The organism is Parvimonas micra (genome assembly GCF_037482165.1).
GTDB lineage: Bacteria > Bacillota > Clostridia > Tissierellales > Peptoniphilaceae > Parvimonas.
On sequence record NZ_CP148048.1, the window covers coordinates 409962 to 430471 of the forward strand.

The following is a 20510-nucleotide window of genomic DNA, read 5'->3' on the forward strand; positions in this document are numbered from 1 at the left end:
TCTAATTGTGTTGTAATAAAAGGTTTTCTTTAATAATATTATCAATTTGTTATTTGATGATATTATTTGCAAAAAAATAACTCACTTTCGTGAGTTGACCTAAACGACTTAGGTTAGCCATTACTGGCGGTTTGAATAAATTTTTATTTGAACTCGTAATGCAATCTACATAGGCACTAAGTTCCTATACATAAATTATAACACATATTTTATAAAAGTCAATATAAAGACTAAATTTTTTGTGGGGGTTTGTTGAAAATGGGAAAGCAAGAATTTAAAGATTATTATTTAGGATTCGACATAGGAACGAATTCTGTTGGCTGGTCTGTTACAGATCAACAATATAAAATTTTAAGGTTTAATAAAAAGGATATGTGGGGTAGTAGGCTATTTGAAGAGGCGAAAACAGCTAAGGAAAGAAGAGTTTACAGAAATAGTAGAAGAAGGCTCGATAGAAGAAAAAGACGTCTAAAACTATTGGAAGAACTATTTTTAGACGAGATATCAAAAGTTGATAATACTTTTTTTAGGAGACTTGAAGAAAGTAATTTATACAACGAAGATAAGTCTATTAAGTTTAATTATGCTTTATTTAATGACAAAGATTACACAGATATTGACTTTTATAATGAATATAAAACTATTTACCATTTAAGAAAAGATTTAATTTTTGAAGATAGGAAATTTGATATAAGACTTGTATTTATAGCTTTGCATCATATTTTAAAGTATAGAGGTCATTTTATCTTTGAAGGACAAAGTTTTGAAGATATAAAAAGTTTTGATTTTATTTTTGAAGAATTATCATCTTGGATTTTCGAAAATTTTGATTTTAATATTGATATAAATTTAAAAGAAAGAATAGAAGAAATTATTTTAAGTGATAATACTAAATCAATAAAGAAAACAGAGTTCAAAAAGATATTTTCAGATAATAGAATATTAGCTATTTTGAATATGGGTGTAGGGAGTAAAGTAGATCTTAAAGATGTTTTTAACAATGAAGAACTTAAAGACCAAAAAATTAGTTTTGCTGAAATTGATTATGAAAATGAAAAAAGAGATGAATTTTATCAACTTTTAGGAGAAAATATTTTTATCGTTGATTTATCTAAGAAAATATACGATTTTATGGTTTTAAAGAAAATACTTAAAAATAGTGATAGTTTTTCAGAATCTAAAGTAGATTTATATTGTGAACATAAAAAAGATTTAGATAGTTTAAAATATATTTTTAAAAAATATTTAAAACCTTCTGATTATTATAAGTTTTTTAGAAGTAATTCTGAAAAAATAAATTATCCTAGTTATATAGGATTAAGTAAAATAAAAACAAAAAGATTAATTGAAAATAAGAAATGTAGTATATCTGATATAAATAAGGAAGTAAAAAATAAATATCTTAAAGATATACAAGTTGAAGCTGAAGATGAAGAGTTATTTAATAATATTTTGCATAAGCTTGATGAAAATAAATTTTTAGAAAAACTTAAAAGTGGAGAAAACTCAACAGTTCCTTATCAAGTTCATGAAATAGAACTAAAGAAAATACTTGATAATCAAAGAAAATATCATTCATTCTTAAATGAAAAAAGTGATGGTATGACTATTTGTGAAAAGATTATAAAACTTTTTGAGTTTAGAATTCCATATTATGTAGGACCTCTTAATACAGACGAAAATGTAAAAGGTACTAATACTTGGGTTGTTAGAAAAGATGAAAATACCAAAAGTCCAATAACTCCTTGGAATTTTAAAGAAAAAGTTGATACACAAAAGAGTGCTGAAAATTTCATTAAAAGAATGACTAATAGATGTACTTACTTAAGACGAGAAGATGTTATACCCAAAAACTCACTATTATATGAAGAATTTGTTCTTTTAAATGAATTAAATAAAGTTACAGTTGATAATGAGCTTTTACATCCTACTTTAAAGAATGAGATAATAGAAGAATTATTTAAAACAATAGTTAAAGTTACAAAGAAAAAATTTGCTGAGTTTTTGAAGAAAAAGCAAGCTGTAAGTGATGTTGAGAGCATTACTGGAGTAGATGTTGAGTTCAATGGTAAGTTGCAAGGATATAATACATTTAGAAAAATTTTAGGTGAAAAAATAGAAAATAAAAATGTAAAAAACTTTGTTGAAAGATGTATAGAACTTAAATGCTTATATGGAAGTGATAAAGAATTATTTAAAAATGCAGTTGGAGAATTATATAAAGAATATAATATAACCGATGAAGAATTTACTAAAATTAATAAATTAAATTTTAACAAATGGGGAAGACTATCTAAAGAATTTCTAACAGTTATAAGTTTTGGAAAAACTGATGGTACAGAAAGATTTGAAAGTGTTATAGAAGCATTAAGAAGCACCAATTATAATTCAATGGAACTTTTATCTGACAAATTTAATTTAAAATCTAAAATAGATGAAATTAATGAAGAAGATGATTTTTCTAATATAGATATAAAAGAATATGTTAATGAATTATATGTTTCTCCATCAGTTAAGCGTTCTATTATTCAAACTTATAAAATAGCTATGGAAATAAAGAAAATTACAGGCAAAAATCCTAAAAAAGTATTTATTGAAATGGCAAAAGGTGGAGGAGAAAAAGGAAAGAGAACTGAAAGAAGAAAAGATAAAATTAAAGAATTGTATAAAAATATGAAAGACTCACTTTCTGATTATTGCAATAATTTACAAGATTTAAGTTCGCAAGTTGAAAAATATGATGATAATAGATTAAGACAAAAGAAGTTATTTTTATATTTTATGCAAATGGGAAAATCTATGTATACAGGAAATGATATAGATTTATCAGAATTATTTAATAATAATATTTACGATATTGATCATATTTATCCACAATCAAAAGTAAAAGATGATAGCTTTGATAATATAGTATTGGTTGAAAAACAAGAAAATCATAGTAAATCAAATGAACTTATTAAACCTGAAATTCAATCCAGGATGAATAATTATTGGATCTTTTTAAGAGAAAATAAATTCATTTCAAAAGAAAAATATAATAGACTTACAAGAAAGAAAAATTTTACAGATGAAGAACTTGGTGATTTTGTTGCTAGACAACTTGTTACAACAAGACAATCTACAAAAGAAGTAGCTAAACTTTTTGAAAAACTTTTTGATGGAACAGAAGTTGTATATTCAAAAGCTTCTTTAGTAAGTGATTTTAGAGAACGATTTGATATTATAAAGGTAAGAGAAGTAAATGATGCACATCATGCTCAAGATGCCTATTTAAATATAGTAGTAGGCAATGTTTTTAATACTAAATTTACTAAAAATTATTGGAAATTCATAAGAGAAGTAAAAAATAAAAATGAAGAAAATCCTGACAAAAAAGAAGGATATAATTTTGAAAAGATTTATGAATCTGATGTATTTCGTAATGAAAATGTGGCATGGGTATTTTCAAAAGAAAATAAAGAAATTAATACAATAAATACTGTAAATAAAATGGTATATAGAAAAACTGTAAACATAACTGAAATGCTTGTTGAGGGTAAAGGTCAACTGTTTAATTTAACTATAAAGGATAGGACACAATTAAAGAAAAAAGTTGGAAATATAGTTGCAAATATACCTAAATCATTAAAAAACAGAAATAGACAGTTAAAAAATGATGAATTAGCTAAAAAATATGGATACTTTGATTCGCTAAATAATTCTTATTTTGTTTTGTTTAAGTATGAAGAAAAAGGGAATGAAAAGATTGGGTTTGATGGAATAACTATTGTTGATAAAGAAAAGTTAAAAAATAATTCAGATATAGAAAAATTCTTAGAAAATAAAGGGAATAAAAATTCTAAGTTGATAAGAAAGATATTTAAGAATCAAAAAGTGTTAATAGATGGATATCCTTATTTAATTAAATCTTTCAATAAAAATGGTGTTATTAAATTTGATAATTTTAAGTCGCTATATCTTGATGAAACTTATTTAAAGTTTACAAATGATGCTATAAAATTTGAAAAGAATAATGCTAATGTCGATTTAAAAAAGCAAAAATATATTGTAAGTTTTCTAAAAAAGAAAAAGCAAAACGAAATTAACGAAACTTATGAAGAATGTATTGATAGATTAAATAATGGGTTTGATACACTATTTTTAAAACTTTGTGATATTCAAAAATCATCAATTTATAAAAACTATAAACTACAAGATTTTAATTCAAACAAAAAATCAATTGAGATTAAAGATAAATTTGATATTTTTAAAAGTTTAGATTTATATAGTAAGTCAAAATTAATAAAAGAATTTTTGAATTATTATAAATACGAGAAAAATGATTTAGATTTTAGTCTTATAGATATTGATAAAAAAGCAAATTGTTTACAAAAAACTCTTCAAGAAGATTTGATTAAGGATTTTGTTATTGTTGATGAGTCTGTTACAGGATTGTTTGTGAAAAAAGAAAGGCTTGAATAATGGCGGGTTGGAGAACAATAGTAATAACAGAAAGATGTAAGCTTGATTTAAGATATAACAATATGAATATAAGGAAAAATGAAAGTTTAAAACAGGTTAATATTTCAGAAATAGGTGTGCTTATTATAGAAAGCACATCTGTTTCTATAACCTCTGCGTTACTTAGTGAACTTATGAAAAATAAAATTAAAGTTATTTTTTGTGATGAAACACATAATCCTGAATCAGAATTAATTCCATATTATGGGGGTTACGATTCCAGTGAGAGAATAAAAAGTCAAATTTTTTGGGATGATGAAATAAAAGAAAATCTTTGGACACTAATAGTATCAGAAAAGATAAGAAAACAAATGGAAGTTTTGAAGTATTTTAATCTTAAGGAGTATAAACTTTTAGAAAATTATATGTTTCAAGTAGAACATTTTGATTCAACAAACAGAGAGGGACATGCTGCAAAAGTATATTTTAATTCACTTTTTGGAGTTAATTTTAATAGAGATGATAAAGAAAATGTTATAAATATGGCTTTAGACTATGGTTATTCTATCTTACTGTCTCTTTTTAATAGAGAAGTTGTTAGCAATGGTTATATAACGAATATCGGACTATTTCACAGAAACAAATTTAATCCTTTTAATTTATCTTGTGATTTTATGGAACCTTTTAGACCTTTAGTTGACAAATTGGTAGTAGAAATGGGAATTGACAATTTTGGCACTGATGAAAAAAGAAATTTACAACAACTTTTATCTACTCAATTATATATAAAAAATAAAGAATATTATTTACAGGATGTTATTAAAATTTATACTAAAAGTTTATTAGATGGTTTAGACGAAAGAGATTTAACAAATATATGGTTTTACGAAAATGAGTTATAGATTTATGAGAATATTATTATTTTTTGATTTACCAACTTTAGAAAATGAAGATTTAAAAGAGTATAGACATTTTAGAAAGTTTTTAATAAGTAACGGATTTATAATGTTACAAGAATCTTGCTATGTAAAAATGCTTTTAAACTCAACCTCTGCAGATAATTTTTTATCTAAATTAAAGAAAAACTTGCCACCCAAAGGACTTGTTCAAGTAATTACAATAACAGAGAAGCAATTTCAAAAAATGGAAACTTTAGTTGGTGAATATGAAACTGCTATTTTAGATAGTGATGAAAGGATAGAAGTGTTTTGAAACTACAATTAAAAAATTTTAATTTTAATGTTGATTTAGATGAAAAGATTAATACCATTATTATTGAAAATAAAATTGAATATAGAAAGATTGTAAATTCGTTTGTTAATGAATTAAATATCCGAGATGGAAATATTTTACTATCAAAGGATATTGAACTATTAGTACCAGATAAATATTTATTCACTTTCTATGATTATTTTACTTTTGATATCAATAAATATGCACTTACTAGATTTTATAAAAAATTAAAAGAAATAGCTATATTGGAACATTCAATTGAAACCTCTAATTTAAAAAGTAAGATTGAAGAATATGTTTTTAATCTTACTAAACAATACGATATGTATTTGGATATATCTTGTGATTTGGATGTTGCGGAAATATTGAAATCTTTGAATGTAAAAATAAAACAATATAGTGAATTACTACTTGATAAAATTATAAATTATATCAATGTAATAAATGAAATATTTGGAATTAAATATTTTGTATTTATTGGTTTTAAAGAGTATTTTAACGAAGATGAAATTCTTGACTTTTATGAATATATAATCTATAATGATTTTAGTATAGTCTTAGTTGAACCTAATAATCTAAAAACTGTTCAAACTAAAGAAAAAACTTATATAATTGACGAAGACCTATGTGAAATATATTGATTACTTATCGGCTCGTAACCGTAAAAACTTTTACCTCAAATCTTGCATTTGAGGTTTGAGAGTAATGTAATCTACATAGGTACTAAGACTGAAGAACCTGTTTTAACATCGGTATATATGTTTGAGAGTAATGTAATCTACATAGGTACTAAGACCAAACGAAGATATCCCATTTTAGGAGTTAAGTTTGAGAGTAATGTAATCTACATAGGTACTAAGACATAGATATTTATCTTTTGAAACCCATTATCGTTTGAGAGTAATGTAATCTACATAGGTACTAAGACTGTTGTTCAGCTTGTTCTAGCTTAAATTTGTTTGAGAGTAATGTAATCTACATAGGTACTAAGACTTTTCAGTATCTATACTGATACCATTGTTGTTTGAGAGTAATGTAATCTACATAGGTACTAAGACATATAGTAGATCATAAAAGAGAATTGAATGTTTGAGAGTAATGTAATCTACATAGGTACTAAGACCGAATTGATGTAAAAACTTTGTGTAGCTGAGTTTGAGAGTAATGTAATCTACATAGGTACTAAGACCGAATTGATGTAAAAACTTTGTGTAGCTGAGTTTGAGAGTAATGTAATCTACATAGGTACTAAGACTAAAATTTAATCATTCAATTGATATGGCTTGTTTGAGAGTAATGTAATCTGCATTGATACTAAAATTATAAATTACAATATATTTTTCTAAAAGAGTTGACTTTTTTACAATTTGTGGTATTATATAGTTGAGATTATAATTCTATAGAGGTCGAATTCATCTCATGTATTAGAATGCAAATAAAAAAGCAAGGTTGGCGGACCTTGCTTTTTATGTTGATTATTTAAAATTCTTTAGCAATTTTAATAACGCAATCAACAACGTTAATAAAATTATAGCATCAATAGAGGTCAATAGCTTCACCTCCTTACATATAGAATGCAAAGTAATTATATAATAATATAAAGTTTTAGTAAACAGTTAAAAAATAGAGTGATAAAATTTTACTCTGTTTTTTATTGTGAAAATACAAGTCAAAGATTATAAACATTGACAAAAAACATTTATAGATTTATAATCTAATTGGGTTACAATCTTAAAAAGAATTTATTTTACATGATAAAAGTATGATTTCAGGAGGGATATTTTATGAAATTACTTAGTAGATATTTAGCAAAAGCAGTAATAAAAAAAACGAACAGTTCTCGTTATAAAAACTATATTTATTTCTCTATAATGTTAATATTTTCCTTGTTTATGATATATGCTTTATATTTCAATCTTACAGTTGGGAAATTAGATAGTACTAAAATTATAGGTATTGTACTTTGTAGTATTTCACTAGTTTTATCAGTAATATCAGCTATAGTTTATTTTATAAAAATGTTTGAAAAAGAAAAATAGTTTTTATAATTTATATTTAGATTTACAAAAGTATATAGGAGGGAGATAAGTTCTACCTCCTTACTTGTATATAAATAAAAATTCATTTTAATTATAATAGATTTTGATTTAGAAATTTGGAGGAAATAATGAATATAAATTGGTATCCGGGTCATATGAAAAAGACTATGGATAATATAAGAGCGTCATTAAAGTTGGTTGATATTGTTGGAGAGATAATAGATGCAAGAATTCCAATAAGCAGTAAAAATCCTGTTATTGATGATGTTTTAAAGGATAAGCCTAGAATTATGATTTTAAATAAATCGGATATGGCTGATGAAAATGAGACTAAAAAGTGGCTTAGCTATTATAGAAAAAAAGGTTATGGAGCTGTTGTTGTAGATGCACTTCATTCAAAGGGTTTGGACAAGATTTATTCAGTTGCTAAAGAGATGTTAGCTGATAAATTTAAAAAGCTTGAGGAAAAAAATCTTTCTGCAAAGACAATTAGAATGATGATTGTAGGAATTCCAAATGTTGGGAAATCCACTTTTATTAATTCTATTTCAAAGAGAAAGAGTGCAAAAATAGGAGATAGACCTGGTGTTACAAAACAGGTTCAATGGATTAATACAAAGAATGATTTGGAGCTTTTAGACACTCCAGGGGTGCTTTGGCCTAAGTTTGAAGATGAGAGAATCGGGTTGCATTTGGCTTTTACAGGGGCAATTAAGGATGAGATTATGGATATTGAAAATTTAGCTTTTCGTTTTATTGATGAGATAAATAAAAGAGATGTAAATATTTTGAAAAATAGATATAATCTATCTGAAGATTCCTATGAGGATACATTGTATTTAATGGATGAAATCGGAAGAAATAGAGGAGCAATTTTAAAGAAAAATGAAATTGATTATTTTAAGGTTGCAAATTTAGTTTTTGATGATTTTAGAAAAGTAAAACTTGGAAGAATAACTTTAGAGACTGTAGAAGATATTGAAAAATTTGAGGAAGATAATGGAAATTAGAGAAGAACTGGAGAATATCTACAAAAAATATAATTTAATTATTGGTGTTGATGAAGTTGGAAGAGGTTGTCTTGCTGGACCTGTCGTTTCTTGCGCAATTATTATGAAAAAAGATAGCAAGATTGAGGGAGTAACGGACAGTAAGAAACTTTCCAAAAAGAAAAGACTTGCACTTTATGATAAGATTTTAGAAGAATGTGTAGGATATGGAATTGGAATTGTAGATAATGTAAAAATTGATGAAATTAATATTAAACAGGCGAGTAGGCTTGCTATGAAGATTGCAATTTCAAATATAAAGGATTTAGACGGAAATAAAGTTTCAGGTGATTTTTTGATAACTGATGCAGAAAAAGTTGATGTTGATATTCCACAGATTAATTTAATTCATGGCGACGAGCTTTCTTATGTAGTTTCCTGTGCTTCAATAATTGCAAAGGAATACAGGGATAGTATGTTTGTCGAGTATGAGAAAAAGTATCCGAACTATAATTTTATAAAGAATGTAGGCTATGGAACAAAGGCTCATTATAAAGGTATTGATGAAAATGGAGTTACTCCTATTCATAGAGTAACTTTTTTGAAAAAATATTTTGAAAAGAAAAAAGATTATGAAAGCTAAAGATATTGGAAATCTAGGGGAAGATATAGCTGTTAAATTTCTTTTAGAAAAGGGCTATGAAATTATTGAGAGGAATTTTTTAAAACCTTTTGGAGAGATTGATATAATAGCAAAGGATAAAGATTTTTTAGTTTTTATTGAAGTTAAGGCTAGAAAAAATGTAAATTTCGGCTTTCCAAGAGAATTTGTAAATGGAAGTAAGATAAAAAAGATACAAGACGTTGCTCAGATTTATATGATGGAGAAAAATTTATTTGGAGCAAAAATTCGATTTGATGTTATAGAAATAATTTTTGACAATCATAAAATTACACATATAGAAAATGCTTTTTAGGAGGATTTATGTTTACTGCTTATGTAATTACCGTTTCTGACAAGGGGTCAGTTGGAGAGAGAGTTGATACTTCAGGAGAAGTAATTGTTGAGATATTAAAAGAAAATAATTATGAAGTTATTGATAAGATTATTATTCCGGATAATCAAGCAACAATAGAAAAAAAGTTAAAATATGCCTGTGATATTTTAGAAGCTGATTTAATTTTAACAACAGGTGGAACAGGCTTTAGTAAGAGAGATGTTACGCCTGAGGCAACTTTGAATGTTGCGACTAAAAACGCTTTTGGAATTTGTGATTCCATAAGACAATACAGTTTGACAATCACTAAGAGGGCAATGCTTTCAAGAGCTGTTTCAGTTATTAGAAACGACAGCTTAATTATAAATTTACCCGGTAGTCCAAAAGCTGTTAGAGAATCTTTAGAGTATATAATAGATTCCGTAGAGCATGGACTTCAAATACTTTTAGGAACGGCATCCGAATGTGCTAGAAAGTAGGGAAGATATGTATTCAAAGACTAAGACTTGTGTGTTAAATGGATTAAATGGTTATGATATTGATGTTGAAGCAGATTTATCAAGTGGACTTCAGGCTTTTAATATTGTAGGGCTTCCGGATTTATCTATAAAAGAATCAAAGGAAAGGGTTAAATCAGCAATTTCAAATAGTGGATTTTCAATTCCACCGGGTAGAGTTACGATAAATTTAGCTCCTGCAAATTTAAAAAAAGACGGCTCTCAAATTGATTTAGCAATAGCTGTGAGTATGTTACTTGCTATTGGTGTTATTGAGTATTTGCCCGATGAAAAAACTGTTTTTTTAGGTGAACTTTCTCTTGACGGAAGAGTTATAACTTTTGACGGAGCTTTACCTATGATTATCTCTTTAAAAGAGCTTGGTTTTAAAAAGTTCTTTATTCCTAATGCTATTAAAAATGAAGTTAATATAGTTCAAGGAATTGAGATTTATCCAATTTCACATTTAAAAGAATTAGTTGATTGTCTAAATGGAGTTATAGAAATAAAAAAAGAAGAAATAGCAAAGGTAAATTTAGATGAGGAAATAAAGTATGATATAGATTTTTCAGATATAAAAGGTCAGGAAAATTTAAAGAGAGCAATGGAAATTTCTGCTGCAGGTGGACATAATTTGTTGATGGTTGGGCCTCCGGGAAGTGGGAAAACTATGATTGCTAAAAGATTACCGACAATTTTACCTAAATTAACTTTTGAGGAATGTATTGAATGTACTAAAATTTATTCTATAGCAGGAAAACTTAAAAATAATAAATTGGTTACTCAAAGACCTTTCAGGTCTCCACATCATACAAGTAGTCCTATTTCTCTTGTTGGTGGGGGTAAAATTCCAAAACCTGGGGAAGTTTCACTTGCTCATAATGGGGTTTTGTTTTTGGATGAATTTCCAGAGTTTTCAAAACAGGCTATTGAAGTTTTAAGGCAGCCTATGGAAGATGGAAAAGTTACTATTTCAAGGGCTAATTCGTCAATTACTTATTATTCAAACTTTGTAACTGTTTGTGCATTAAATCCTTGCCCTTGTGGAAATTATGGATCTCAAACCGAAAAATGTACTTGTTCACAATTACAAATTCAAAGATATCTAAGTAAAATTTCAGGGCCAATACTTGATAGAATTGATATTCAAGTTGAAGTTGAACCTGTGAAATATGACGATTTATCTTCAAAAGAAGTTTTAGAAACTTCTGCGGATATTAGAAAAAGAGTTGAAAAAGCTAGAAAAATTCAACTTGAAAGATATAAAAATGAAAAAATATATAATAATGCAAATCTTTCAGCTAGACAGATTAAGAAATATATTATTTTAGATGAAAAACTTGAAAAAATTATAGAATTTGCCTTTAAAAAGTTTAAGTTTTCAGCAAGATCTTTTAATAAAATTTTGAAGTTGACAAGAACAATTGCAGACTTGGACGGAAGTGAAGAAATCAAGGAAGAACATCTGTTAGAAGCTATCAGATATAGAAGTTTGAGCAATAAATATTGGAGTTAGTTTTTATTAATTAAGAATTTGATGTATTTAAATAATCATAATATAGAATCTAATATTTAGAATTTGCATTATTATAAATAAAGATTAAGAATTCAAAAAATTTAGAAATAAACAGGAGATTATTTATGTCATTTTTAGAATACCACAAGGAAGAGAAATTAGAATTTAACCATAAGAAATCATGTGGGTTATGGTTAATCGTAGTTGGTTTAGTTATTGCATTGGCTACTTTAATAGGAGGAAAACAAATAATAAATATGCAAGTATTTAGTTTTGGATATATTATTAGTTTTCTTTCAATTAATATGAATAAAAAGCTTATTAATAAATTATCAACTGGAAATTCAACTAAATTTCAAAATAAAGTTTCTTTATATTCAGTAATTTTATTATTCATATTGATGTTTTTATTAGGGGGACCATTTTTCGCAACAGAAAATTGGAGATTAATTTGGTTGGGTGCATTGATGGCTACTGCAATTCATTTTTTTCCATTTTATTTTGTTCATGGTAAATCAATGATTTTATTAGGAATAGTTTGTAGTATAAATATTGCAATAGGATATATTTATTCTGATATGTCTTTGTCAATTATTGCATATATTGATGCTTTAATTAAATTGTTATTTGGATTATATCTTTTCTTTTTATCAAAACCATCAAAAAGATAAAATCCTATTTATTGAATTAAATAATTTATGAAGTATTTAAGTTATATAAAAGTTTAAGTAATAAAAATTGGAGTTAGTTATGAGAAATGAAGATGCTTTGTTATTTTTAAGTTATTTGAATTTTGATTATAAAATTAAAGATGAATTGTTAAATCATTTTACTTTGGAACATATTGAGGAGATTTTTGATTTATCCAGAGAATATTTTAAAGAAAATAAACTTTTAACTAAGAATAATATCGAAAAATTAGTTGAAGAGAGAGAAAAATTTAATTCAGATGCTTATAGAGATTTTTTAGAGAAAAAGAAAGTTAAATATGTAAGTATTTTGAGTGAAAATTATCCAATTAATCTAAAAGATATTGAATATATTCCACAAGTTATTTATTATAAGGGAGATATTTTACCAGAAGATGAATTTGCACTTTCAATTGTAGGGTCCAGAAAATGTACTAATTATGGGGCTTGGGCAACAGAATATTTTGCAAGGTCAATTTCAGAACTTGGAATAAGAATAGTTTCAGGAATGGCTTTAGGTATTGATTCCATTTCACATAGAGCAGCTTTAAAGTCAGGTGGAAGAACAATAGCTGTTTTAGGTTGTGGAGTTGATATAGTCTATCCTAAAACTAATTACAGATTGTATGATGAAATTATTGAAAATGGAGCCGTGATGAGTGAATTTCCTATTGGTATGCCTCCTTTAGCACATAATTTTCCTGTTAGAAACAGAATTATTTCAGGACTTTCAAAAGCTTTATTGGTTATAGAAGCACAAGATCGTTCAGGTACACTTATAACTTCAAGATTTGCAAATGAACAGTCAAAAGAAATTTTTGCACTTCCAGGAAATATAAATAGTCTATACAGCAAAGGAACGAATAAATTGATAAAAGATGGAGCATTAATTGCTACGGATTATCAGGATATTATAGATGGTGTTATTGATTTTTCAGAATTTATTTTAAATAAAAATAAGGAAGAAAAAGATTTGAATATTTTGGATGCAAAAGAACTTTTGATTTATAATTTAATAAATGAAGAACCAAAGTCTCAAAATAAAATTTCGACTATAACAGGTTTTTCAATTATAGAAACAAATACAATTTTAACTGCATTGGAGCTTAAAGGATTTATAAAGGAGCTTAATGGAGGAATTTTTGTAGTTGATTAGTTTAAGAGATGAAATTCATCTCTTTTTTATGGAGTGGAATATGAATTACATAGTTTTTGATACTTTAGTTGGAAAGATTAAAGTTATAGAGGAAGATAACAAAATAATTGAAATTAAATTTGTAAAAGATAAGAATAATATTGATTCTAAAAATAAAGTTTTAAAATTGGCAAAAAAAGAATTAGAAGAATATTTTTGTGGAAAAAGAAAAAACTTTACATTCCCGTTTAAAGTAGATGGAAGCGAGTTTGCATTAAATGTTTATAAGGCTTTAATGGAAATTCCTTATGGAGAAACTTGTAGTTATAAAGATATTGCAAGAAAAATAGGAAAAGAAAATTCGCAAAGAGCAGTAGGCGGAGCTAATAATAAAAATAAATTGCCGATTATAATTCCTTGTCATAGAGTTATAGGAAGTAATGGAAAACTTGTAGGATATGCCGAAGGATTAGAAATAAAACAAAAACTTTTGGAGTTGGAAAGAAAAAATCTAAGATATTAAGGAAAATAAAGAATTTACAATAAGTTAAAAATGTATTTTAAATTGTATAATGAATTTTCTAAAATAGATAAAGTAAAATATATTAAAAATTGGTTATGAAAAAGGAAGAAGCTTAATGCAAGCATTGTTATTATTAAATATTTTTACATTTGCACTTAATATCTTCCTAAATAAAGACGATGACAATAAAAATTCTAGCAAAAAAATATTATTACTTTTATTAGTAACAATAATATTATCAATTGTAGTAGTTGTAGTATTATTAACTAATAAATAAAGAACAAGCAGAGTCTAGTTTATTTAAAACTATATTTCTGCTTTTTTTTGTAAAAAAATTATATTAAATAAAATTAATGTTATTTTTATTTTGAAAAAATTAAAAATATAGATAAAAATTCAAAAAAATTATAAAAAATAACAAAAAAACATAAAAAAAGTGAAAAAAATTTAAAAAAATCACAATAAAGTGTTGACAAAGTAAAATTATTGGGGTATAATATAGTTAACAAACAAGATAACGCGTTAAATAGTTTGAAGACTGGAGGTAAGACCAATGAAAATATTAAAAACAATTTTATCAGAGTTGCAGTATCATTGGTTTTTAGTAAAAACTTACGATGCCAGCAACTTGAACAGCAGATAATATATTTTGTGAATTAGAAGGTTGGAAAGTAGTATAATAGAATTGTAAAAAGCTAATCTAAGTTTTAACAAAATGAGAGTATTAAGTTGTATGATAAGAAGTTTGAAATAAAAATTAAGTTTGAGATACCGAAGACGTTAAGTATTAAAAAATAAATATAAGATAATTGCAGTACTTGATTATTTAAAAAATAAGTTCAAGAGTATTAAGATATTTAGATATTTGTGTAAATATAAGAGAACTGAGATGTCATAGTATTTTTATAAAAGATATCAGGATGTTAAGATGTTTGAATATTTATAAAATCAAATATAAAGATGTTAAAATATTTGTTGCTTATATAATTAAATATAAAAGTATTAAGATATTTGAGTATTTAAAAAATAGATATGAGACTAATAAAGTATTTAAAGACTTAGAGAAATATATCGAATTAGGATTATATAACTGATATAATGATTAAAAGATTAGTGAGATTAAATTATACTAAAGATACAATGTGAAGTAATATATAGACACAAAAGATATTACGAGCAATGTGGTTGTAGATTTATCATAAGATTGTATGTATATAGTATGGAAAGACAGAGAAGGTTATTGATATAAAAATTTATCGGTGATTAGCTAGTTTATGCTAAAGTATTATTTTTGATAGATTTACAAAAACTAAAATCGAGGTTCAAGTGTAAAGAAATTTGAATTTCACTAAAACTAAAATTAAATATTTAGATATAAAAAGTGCATCATTTTATAATTTGATGCACTTTTATTGTTTTTATATTTTACCTATCATCTTTAAAGTATTATATTTACAAATTTTTTCAGCTTCTTCTTGAGAAAAATCCATTTGTTTCAATATTTCAAAATATTTTTCATAAATTTCGTTTGTTTTTAAGCATCTGCTGTCGGGATAATCTGAAGCAAAAGCTAATTTTCAAATGCTAACATATTTCCAATTAAAATTTTAAATCCTAATGATTTGTACATATCAACATCACAATCTGCAGAACCAACTATCAAAGAACTTATTTTACTTTCTTTGTATGCAAATTTTATTAATTGTTTAGCTATTCCCTTGTGCCTATATTCTTTGATAATGAAAAAATCTTCAAAGATTCCACCTTTTTCGTAGTTGAAAGTAGAAAATATTGTACTTATTGAGCAACAAGCAACTAATTTTCCATTACATATACAACCAAAAAAGTAAATATTTTCGTCTGATATTGCTCTTTTTAAATTTAGAAAATTTTCATAAGTAGGTTCTTCTTCACCTATTTCAGATTTATATTTTGTTTGTAAAACTTTTAATTCGTCAAAATTATCATTTGTTACTTTTATAAATTTCATATTATCCATACTTTATTTTCCTAAAAAATAATTATCTAATTTATCTATTATTTGCTTTTTGTTTTAATTCTCTTAAATATGTTACTGTATCTCTATCTAATTCTTTTGCATAGTCAAATCTTAAATTAAGAGCGATTTGAAGAGAAAGTCTTCTAAAAAGAGCACATATGTTAAATAGGGCTGTCCATAGAGACTCTATTTCTAATTCAGAGTAACAATGTAGATATTTTTCAAAAATATCTGTATCAACATAGTTAAAAACTAATTTATTTTCTTTTCCAAGATCTATAACGTATTTATTTTCAGAAAGAACATAATGTTTTAAATGTTCATCAAGTAGAGATAAAAGTTTCCTATATTCTTCTGATACATTTAAAAATTCTTTTGTGTATAATTTATTTCCGAATTTTAATACATTCCAGAAAAATTCACAAGTATTTACTAGAAATTCTTCATCTGTTAGTTTTTGTGTTTTTCTTTCAATATACAAACTTGCTTTTTTGTTTTCATCTTTATTAAGCACACAAATGTATTTTTCTTCAAGTTCTCCAAGAATATCTAAAGATTCATTAGATACTATTCTAAAAATCCCTTGTGTGAAGTTTTCATAAATTATTTTATATTCGATTAAATTTTCATTTTCAGTATTTTCAAACATAGTTAATACATCGCCGAAACGTTCAATCAATTCAAAAGAGTCATCATCAAAGGATAAATCTTTTACAAAAAATAAAACATTAAAAAAGCCTACATCACTGGACATGCTTTGTGTTTCTAACTGTTCAATATAGAGCTTTTCAACTCTATCATCATCCATTGCTATTTTTTTTGCTATTTCTTTAAGTTCATTAAATGTTATAATATTATTCAAAATAAACGCCTCCTAAATTTCTTGTACTTTAAATCCACGACCCTTAACTTCATAAGCTTCAGATATTATTAAAAATGCTGATGGATCAACTTCATCCAAAATTCTTTTTATAGTTACAACTTGTCTTGTACTTACTATACAATATACGACATTCTGTTGTTTATGTGTAAATGCACCTTCTCCATGTAGAAGTGTAACGCCTCTATGTAAATCCGATAAAATTCTGTCGGTAACTTCTCTTTGCTTTGATGTTATAATCATAATTTCTTTTGTATCTCCAAAGCCCATTTGTATTTTATCAAGCATTTTATAAGCAACATACATTGAAACAATAGTTAAAAGACCTCTTTCAAGACTGAAGATGTAAGAGGCAACTCCTATTATAATTGCATTTATGGCCATTAAAGATGAACCAATATTTACATTAAGTTTTGTTTTAAAAATTGTTGCTAAAATATCAAGTCCGCCTTGACATGCACCATGTTTGAATAAAATTCCCATTCCAAAACCATTTATGAAACCACCAAAAATTGCATATAACATATTGTTATCAAGTTTGAAATCTATTGGAATATGACGCATTGCAACTAATATAAATGAATAAATAAAAGTAGATAAAAATGCGTAAGTCATAAACTTTTTTTTCAAAAAAAATGCACCAACAATCATCATAGGTAAATTCAATATGAATACTGAAATACCTGTAGGAAGACCAGTCAAGTATTCAATCATAAGTCCAATACCACCAAGTCCACCTGAAAGAAGTCCTGCAGGCACTAAAAATTTAACAACTGCAAATGAGCAAATCAAATCACCCATTAGTATAAAAAAAATAGTTCTAAGGAAATATTTTTTATCTCCAAAAAAATCTTCTAACATAATACATCAACCTTTGTTAATCTCCTTAATAAAATATGATAATATAATTATATCATAATTATATCATAATTTATATTTATATGATATAATTATATTAGATTTTATTATAAATAATTAGGAGATGGGGTTTATGAGTTTATTTTTTAAGTTTTTATTGGTATTTATAATTATAATTTATATAGTTTTACAATTTTCATGTTTTAAAAAAGAAAGAAAGGCTAGAAAAATTTTTAAAAATGGACAATTTCCTTTAATATTTGCTCATAGAGGCTCAAGTCATTTATTTCCAGAAAATACAGAATTAGCTTTTCTGAAGTCTTTCGAAATGGGAGTTGACGCTTTTGAAACTGATATTAGACTTACAAAAGATGGCAAAATAGTAACTCAACATAATGAAAATATTGATGAAACAACTGATGGAACAGGGAATGTTATTGATTATACATATGATGAATTAAAGGAATTTAATTTTGGTTATAAGTTTAAAGATATTAATGGAGATTCTCCTTATGTAGAAAATAGAGTACAAGGTTTATATCCAATGGAGGTTTCTAAACTTTTTGAAAAATTTGGGGATAAAGTTGTTTATAGCATTGATGTTAAAGATGAAGGAGAAATTGGGTTAAAGTCAGCAGAACTTTTATATAAATTTGTAAAAGAATATAATTTAGAAAAAAATGTAATTTTTTCAAGTTTCAGTGAAGAAAATCTTAAACATTTAAGAAAAATAAGTCATGGGGAAATAATTATTTCAGGATCTATGAAAAAGACTACTGAAGTTGTATTGGCTTCGTATTTTGGATATGATACTTTTAAGAAATTTAATACTCATGCGATGATGATTCCAAAATTTGAAAAATTGCCTTTAGATACAAAATATTTAATTTATAAGTTCCATAAACATAATATCTCAGTTTGTTATTGGACAATTAATACAGAAAAAGATATGAGAAAACTTATAAATAAAAAAGTTGATGGAATTATTACTGATAGAGTTGACTTGCTTTTAAAAATAAAAGAAGAAAAGTCTAATTAAAATATTGACTTTTTCTTAATAATTTAGTATCCTATTATAAATGAAGATATATGTTGAAGAGGAAAAGAAACAACGATTTTTAGAGAGATGTTGTGTGGTGAAATACATCAATGTTGAAGGTGCGTCCTTGGAGTATTGTTTGCTACTTTATAGCAATTTAAGTGGATTTTTTCAATTAGAGTGGAACCGCGGAATTTTTTCGTCTCTTGTTTTTTCAAGAGACGTTTTGTTTTATATAAAATAATTTTAAGTAGTAAAATACTATGAAATAAAAATAGAGAGGTGTAATATGAAGATTTACAATACATTAACTAGAAAAAAAGAAGATTTTAAACCTATTCAAGCAGGGAAGGCGTTGATTTATGTTTGTGGTCCAACGGTTTATAATTATATTCATATTGGTAATTCAAGACCTATGATTGTTTATGATACTTTGAGAAGATATCTTTTATATATAGGTTATGATGTAAAATTTGTAAGTAATTTTACAGATATTGACGATAAGATTATAAATAGAGCAAAAGAAGAAAATGTACCTTTTACAGATATTACAAAAAAATATATTGATGCATATCTTGAAGATAGTTATGGATTAAATCTTTTTGAAAGTCATACAATTCATCCAAAAGCTACAGAATGTATCAATGAGATGATAGAATTTGTAAAAGTTTTAGAAGAAAAAGGCATTGCATATAATGTCGATGGTAATGTATATTTTGATATTACAAAAGCTAAGGATTATGGAAAATTATCTAAAAAAAATATTGATGATTTAAGAGCAGGAGCAAGGATTGATATTTCTGATGAAAAGAAAAATCCTCTTGATTTTGCACTTTGGAAAAAAAGAAAAGATGAAAGTGAACCAGCTTGGGAAAGTCCTTGGGGAATGGGTAGACCTGGATGGCATCTTGAATGTTCTGTAATGGCAAAGAAATTCTTAGGAGATACAATAGATATTCATGCGGGTGGAGAAGATTTACAATTTCCTCATCACGAAAATGAAATTGCTCAGTCTGAATGTTGTAATGGAAAAGTTTTTGCTAATTACTGGATGCATAATGGAATGATTAATATAGATAATGTAAAGATGAGTAAATCAAAAGGAAATTTCTTTACCATAAAAGATATTCAAAAAGAATATGACTTGGAAGTAATCAGACTTTGGATTTTATCAACACATTATCGAAATCCTTTGAATTTCAGTAGAGAAGTTATGGAACAAACAAAAAATGGACTTGAAAGAATGTATAATGGTAAAGAACATTTAGAAAGACTTTTAGAAATTTGTGAAGAAAAAGAAGATGAAGATATTTCTAAATTAGTTGAATTGAAAAAAGAATTTTTAGATTGTATGGATGACGATTTAAATACAGCTGATGCTATTTCTAAAGTTTATGAGCTTATTCGTTATACAAATACATTTGATGAAAATACTGATTTGAAAGTTGTAAAGGGTGCTGTTAAGTTGCTTTCTGACTTTGCTTCAGTTTTAGGACTTCTTTATAAAGAAGAAGATGATAATTTAGATGAAAAAGTTGAAAAACTTATTAAAGAAAGAGAAGAAGCTAGAAAGAATAAAGATTTTAAAAGAGCTGATGAAATTCGTGATGCTTTAAAAGAAATGAATATAGAATTAAAAGACACAAGAAATGGTGTTATTTGGAAAAGGGTGTAA

At 25.7% G+C, this 20510-nt stretch carries 19 protein-coding genes and 1 CRISPR repeat array; of the genes, 16 read left to right on the forward strand and 3 right to left on the reverse strand.

All coding sequences use genetic code 11. The features are described 5' to 3' along the window. Window positions 1-258 precede the first annotated feature (258 nt). From cas9 to WFJ11_RS02125, 14 genes are all read left to right on the forward strand, one after another. Window positions 259-4461, forward strand: coding sequence for a type II CRISPR RNA-guided endonuclease Cas9 (gene cas9 / locus WFJ11_RS02060; protein WP_338817568.1), 4203 nt, complete (start codon window positions 259-261; stop codon window positions 4459-4461). After that, window positions 4461-5342: a type II CRISPR-associated endonuclease Cas1 gene (cas1, locus tag WFJ11_RS02065; RefSeq protein ID WP_338817569.1), complete on the forward strand. Its 882-nt coding sequence runs from the start codon at window positions 4461-4463 to the stop codon at window positions 5340-5342. Before cas9 ends, cas1 begins: the two co-directional genes overlap by 1 nt. Further along, entirely contained in the window at window positions 5332-5652 is a 321-nt protein-coding gene (cas2, locus tag WFJ11_RS02070; protein WP_338817570.1) for a CRISPR-associated endonuclease Cas2, read from the forward strand. Before cas1 ends, cas2 begins: the two co-directional genes overlap by 11 nt. After that, entirely contained in the window at window positions 5649-6314 is a 666-nt protein-coding gene (gene csn2 / locus WFJ11_RS02075; protein WP_293441021.1) for a type II-A CRISPR-associated protein Csn2, read from the forward strand. Before cas2 ends, csn2 begins: the two co-directional genes overlap by 4 nt. A gap of 53 nt (window positions 6315-6367) precedes the next feature. Then, a CRISPR array of direct repeats spans window positions 6368-6994; the repeat unit is 36 nt; unit sequence GTTTGAGAGTAATGTAATCTACATAGGTACTAAGAC. A 463-nt stretch (window positions 6995-7457) separates the two neighbouring features. Continuing rightward, a complete protein-coding gene (locus WFJ11_RS02080; RefSeq protein WP_293441023.1) occupies window positions 7458-7712 on the forward strand; it encodes a hypothetical protein in 255 nt (84 codons plus the stop codon). 128 nt (window positions 7713-7840) lie between these two features. Continuing rightward, window positions 7841-8722: a ribosome biogenesis GTPase YlqF gene (gene ylqF / locus WFJ11_RS02085; RefSeq protein WP_338817571.1), complete on the forward strand. Its 882-nt coding sequence runs from the start codon at window positions 7841-7843 to the stop codon at window positions 8720-8722. Then, window positions 8712-9344 (forward strand): ribonuclease HII, encoded by a 633-nt coding sequence (locus WFJ11_RS02090; protein ID WP_293441029.1) that lies wholly within the window; start codon window positions 8712-8714, stop codon window positions 9342-9344. The genes ylqF and WFJ11_RS02090 overlap by 11 nt, the downstream gene beginning before the upstream one ends. Further along, window positions 9334-9678 (forward strand): YraN family protein, encoded by a 345-nt coding sequence (locus WFJ11_RS02095; RefSeq protein WP_041954986.1) that lies wholly within the window; start codon window positions 9334-9336, stop codon window positions 9676-9678. Before WFJ11_RS02090 ends, WFJ11_RS02095 begins: the two co-directional genes overlap by 11 nt. Window positions 9679-9686: 8 nt before the next feature. Continuing rightward, a complete protein-coding gene (locus tag WFJ11_RS02100) occupies window positions 9687-10178 on the forward strand; it encodes a MogA/MoaB family molybdenum cofactor biosynthesis protein (RefSeq protein WP_338817572.1) in 492 nt (163 codons plus the stop codon). A 7-nt stretch (window positions 10179-10185) separates the two neighbouring features. Next, window positions 10186-11712: a YifB family Mg chelatase-like AAA ATPase gene (locus tag WFJ11_RS02105; RefSeq protein ID WP_009732767.1), complete on the forward strand. Its 1527-nt coding sequence runs from the start codon at window positions 10186-10188 to the stop codon at window positions 11710-11712. A 125-nt stretch (window positions 11713-11837) separates the two neighbouring features. Beyond that, window positions 11838-12383 carry a DUF6609 family protein gene (locus WFJ11_RS02110; RefSeq protein ID WP_293441045.1) on the forward strand — a complete coding sequence of 182 codons (546 nt, stop codon included), beginning with the start codon at window positions 11838-11840 and terminating at the stop codon, window positions 12381-12383. Window positions 12384-12462: 79 nt separating this feature from the next. After that, complete coding sequence (gene dprA, locus WFJ11_RS02115) at window positions 12463-13557, forward strand: DNA-processing protein DprA (RefSeq protein WP_293441048.1); 1095 nt, start codon at window positions 12463-12465, stop codon at window positions 13555-13557. A gap of 40 nt (window positions 13558-13597) precedes the next feature. Then, window positions 13598-14059 carry a methylated-DNA--[protein]-cysteine S-methyltransferase gene (locus WFJ11_RS02120; protein WP_293441051.1) on the forward strand — a complete coding sequence of 154 codons (462 nt, stop codon included), beginning with the start codon at window positions 13598-13600 and terminating at the stop codon, window positions 14057-14059. A 115-nt stretch (window positions 14060-14174) separates the two neighbouring features. Beyond that, window positions 14175-14336, forward strand: a complete 162-nt coding sequence (locus WFJ11_RS02125) for a hypothetical protein (protein ID WP_293441054.1) — start codon at window positions 14175-14177, stop codon at window positions 14334-14336. Between the two features lie 1293 nt (window positions 14337-15629). Here WFJ11_RS02125 and WFJ11_RS02130 read toward each other — a convergent pair. Genes WFJ11_RS02130 through WFJ11_RS02140 form a run of 3 tightly spaced genes read right to left on the reverse strand, consistent with a single transcriptional unit; the run spans window position 15630 to window position 17799 of the window. Beyond that, window positions 15630-16058 carry a GNAT family N-acetyltransferase gene (locus WFJ11_RS02130; RefSeq protein WP_293441057.1) on the reverse strand — a complete coding sequence of 143 codons (429 nt, stop codon included), beginning with the start codon at window positions 16056-16058 and terminating at the stop codon, window positions 15630-15632. A 31-nt stretch (window positions 16059-16089) separates the two neighbouring features. After that, entirely contained in the window at window positions 16090-16920 is an 831-nt protein-coding gene (locus WFJ11_RS02135; RefSeq protein WP_293441060.1) for an aminoglycoside 6-adenylyltransferase, read from the reverse strand. 12 nt (window positions 16921-16932) lie between these two features. After that, the gene (locus WFJ11_RS02140; RefSeq protein ID WP_293441063.1) at window positions 16933-17799 is read right to left on the reverse strand and encodes a YitT family protein; all 867 of its coding nucleotides are present in this window, start codon (window positions 17797-17799) and stop codon (window positions 16933-16935) included. Window positions 17800-17929: 130 nt separating this feature from the next. Between WFJ11_RS02140 and WFJ11_RS02145 the strand changes: the two genes are divergently transcribed. Continuing rightward, a complete protein-coding gene (locus WFJ11_RS02145) occupies window positions 17930-18835 on the forward strand; it encodes a glycerophosphodiester phosphodiesterase (RefSeq protein WP_313960933.1) in 906 nt (301 codons plus the stop codon). A gap of 289 nt (window positions 18836-19124) precedes the next feature. After that, window positions 19125-20510, forward strand: coding sequence for a cysteine--tRNA ligase (gene cysS / locus WFJ11_RS02150; RefSeq protein ID WP_338817574.1), 1386 nt, complete (start codon window positions 19125-19127; stop codon window positions 20508-20510).

What these genes read in the sequence shown, in the direction of transcription:
- cysS (WP_338817574.1), top strand. Translation starts at nt 19,125, where the DNA reads ATGAAGATTTACAATACATTAACTAGAAAAAAAGAAGATTTTAAACCT.
- cas9 (WP_338817568.1), top strand. Translation starts at nt 259, where the DNA reads ATGGGAAAGCAAGAATTTAAAGATTATTATTTAGGATTCGACATAGGA.
- WFJ11_RS02140 (WP_293441063.1), bottom strand. Translation starts at nt 17,799, where the DNA reads ATGTTAGAAGATTTTTTTGGAGATAAAAAATATTTCCTTAGAACTATT.
- WFJ11_RS02125 (WP_293441054.1), top strand. Translation starts at nt 14,175, where the DNA reads ATGCAAGCATTGTTATTATTAAATATTTTTACATTTGCACTTAATATC.
- WFJ11_RS02090 (WP_293441029.1), top strand. Translation starts at nt 8,712, where the DNA reads ATGGAAATTAGAGAAGAACTGGAGAATATCTACAAAAAATATAATTTA.
- WFJ11_RS02105 (WP_009732767.1), top strand. Translation starts at nt 10,186, where the DNA reads ATGTATTCAAAGACTAAGACTTGTGTGTTAAATGGATTAAATGGTTAT.
- WFJ11_RS02130 (WP_293441057.1), bottom strand. Translation starts at nt 16,058, where the DNA reads ATGGATAATATGAAATTTATAAAAGTAACAAATGATAATTTTGACGAA.
- cas1 (WP_338817569.1), top strand. Translation starts at nt 4,461, where the DNA reads ATGGCGGGTTGGAGAACAATAGTAATAACAGAAAGATGTAAGCTTGAT.
- WFJ11_RS02110 (WP_293441045.1), top strand. Translation starts at nt 11,838, where the DNA reads ATGTCATTTTTAGAATACCACAAGGAAGAGAAATTAGAATTTAACCAT.
- WFJ11_RS02120 (WP_293441051.1), top strand. Translation starts at nt 13,598, where the DNA reads ATGAATTACATAGTTTTTGATACTTTAGTTGGAAAGATTAAAGTTATA.
- WFJ11_RS02095 (WP_041954986.1), top strand. Translation starts at nt 9,334, where the DNA reads ATGAAAGCTAAAGATATTGGAAATCTAGGGGAAGATATAGCTGTTAAA.
- WFJ11_RS02145 (WP_313960933.1), top strand. Translation starts at nt 17,930, where the DNA reads ATGAGTTTATTTTTTAAGTTTTTATTGGTATTTATAATTATAATTTAT.
- ylqF (WP_338817571.1), top strand. Translation starts at nt 7,841, where the DNA reads ATGAATATAAATTGGTATCCGGGTCATATGAAAAAGACTATGGATAAT.
- WFJ11_RS02080 (WP_293441023.1), top strand. Translation starts at nt 7,458, where the DNA reads ATGAAATTACTTAGTAGATATTTAGCAAAAGCAGTAATAAAAAAAACG.
- dprA (WP_293441048.1), top strand. Translation starts at nt 12,463, where the DNA reads ATGAGAAATGAAGATGCTTTGTTATTTTTAAGTTATTTGAATTTTGAT.
- WFJ11_RS02100 (WP_338817572.1), top strand. Translation starts at nt 9,687, where the DNA reads ATGTTTACTGCTTATGTAATTACCGTTTCTGACAAGGGGTCAGTTGGA.
- cas2 (WP_338817570.1), top strand. Translation starts at nt 5,332, where the DNA reads ATGAGTTATAGATTTATGAGAATATTATTATTTTTTGATTTACCAACT.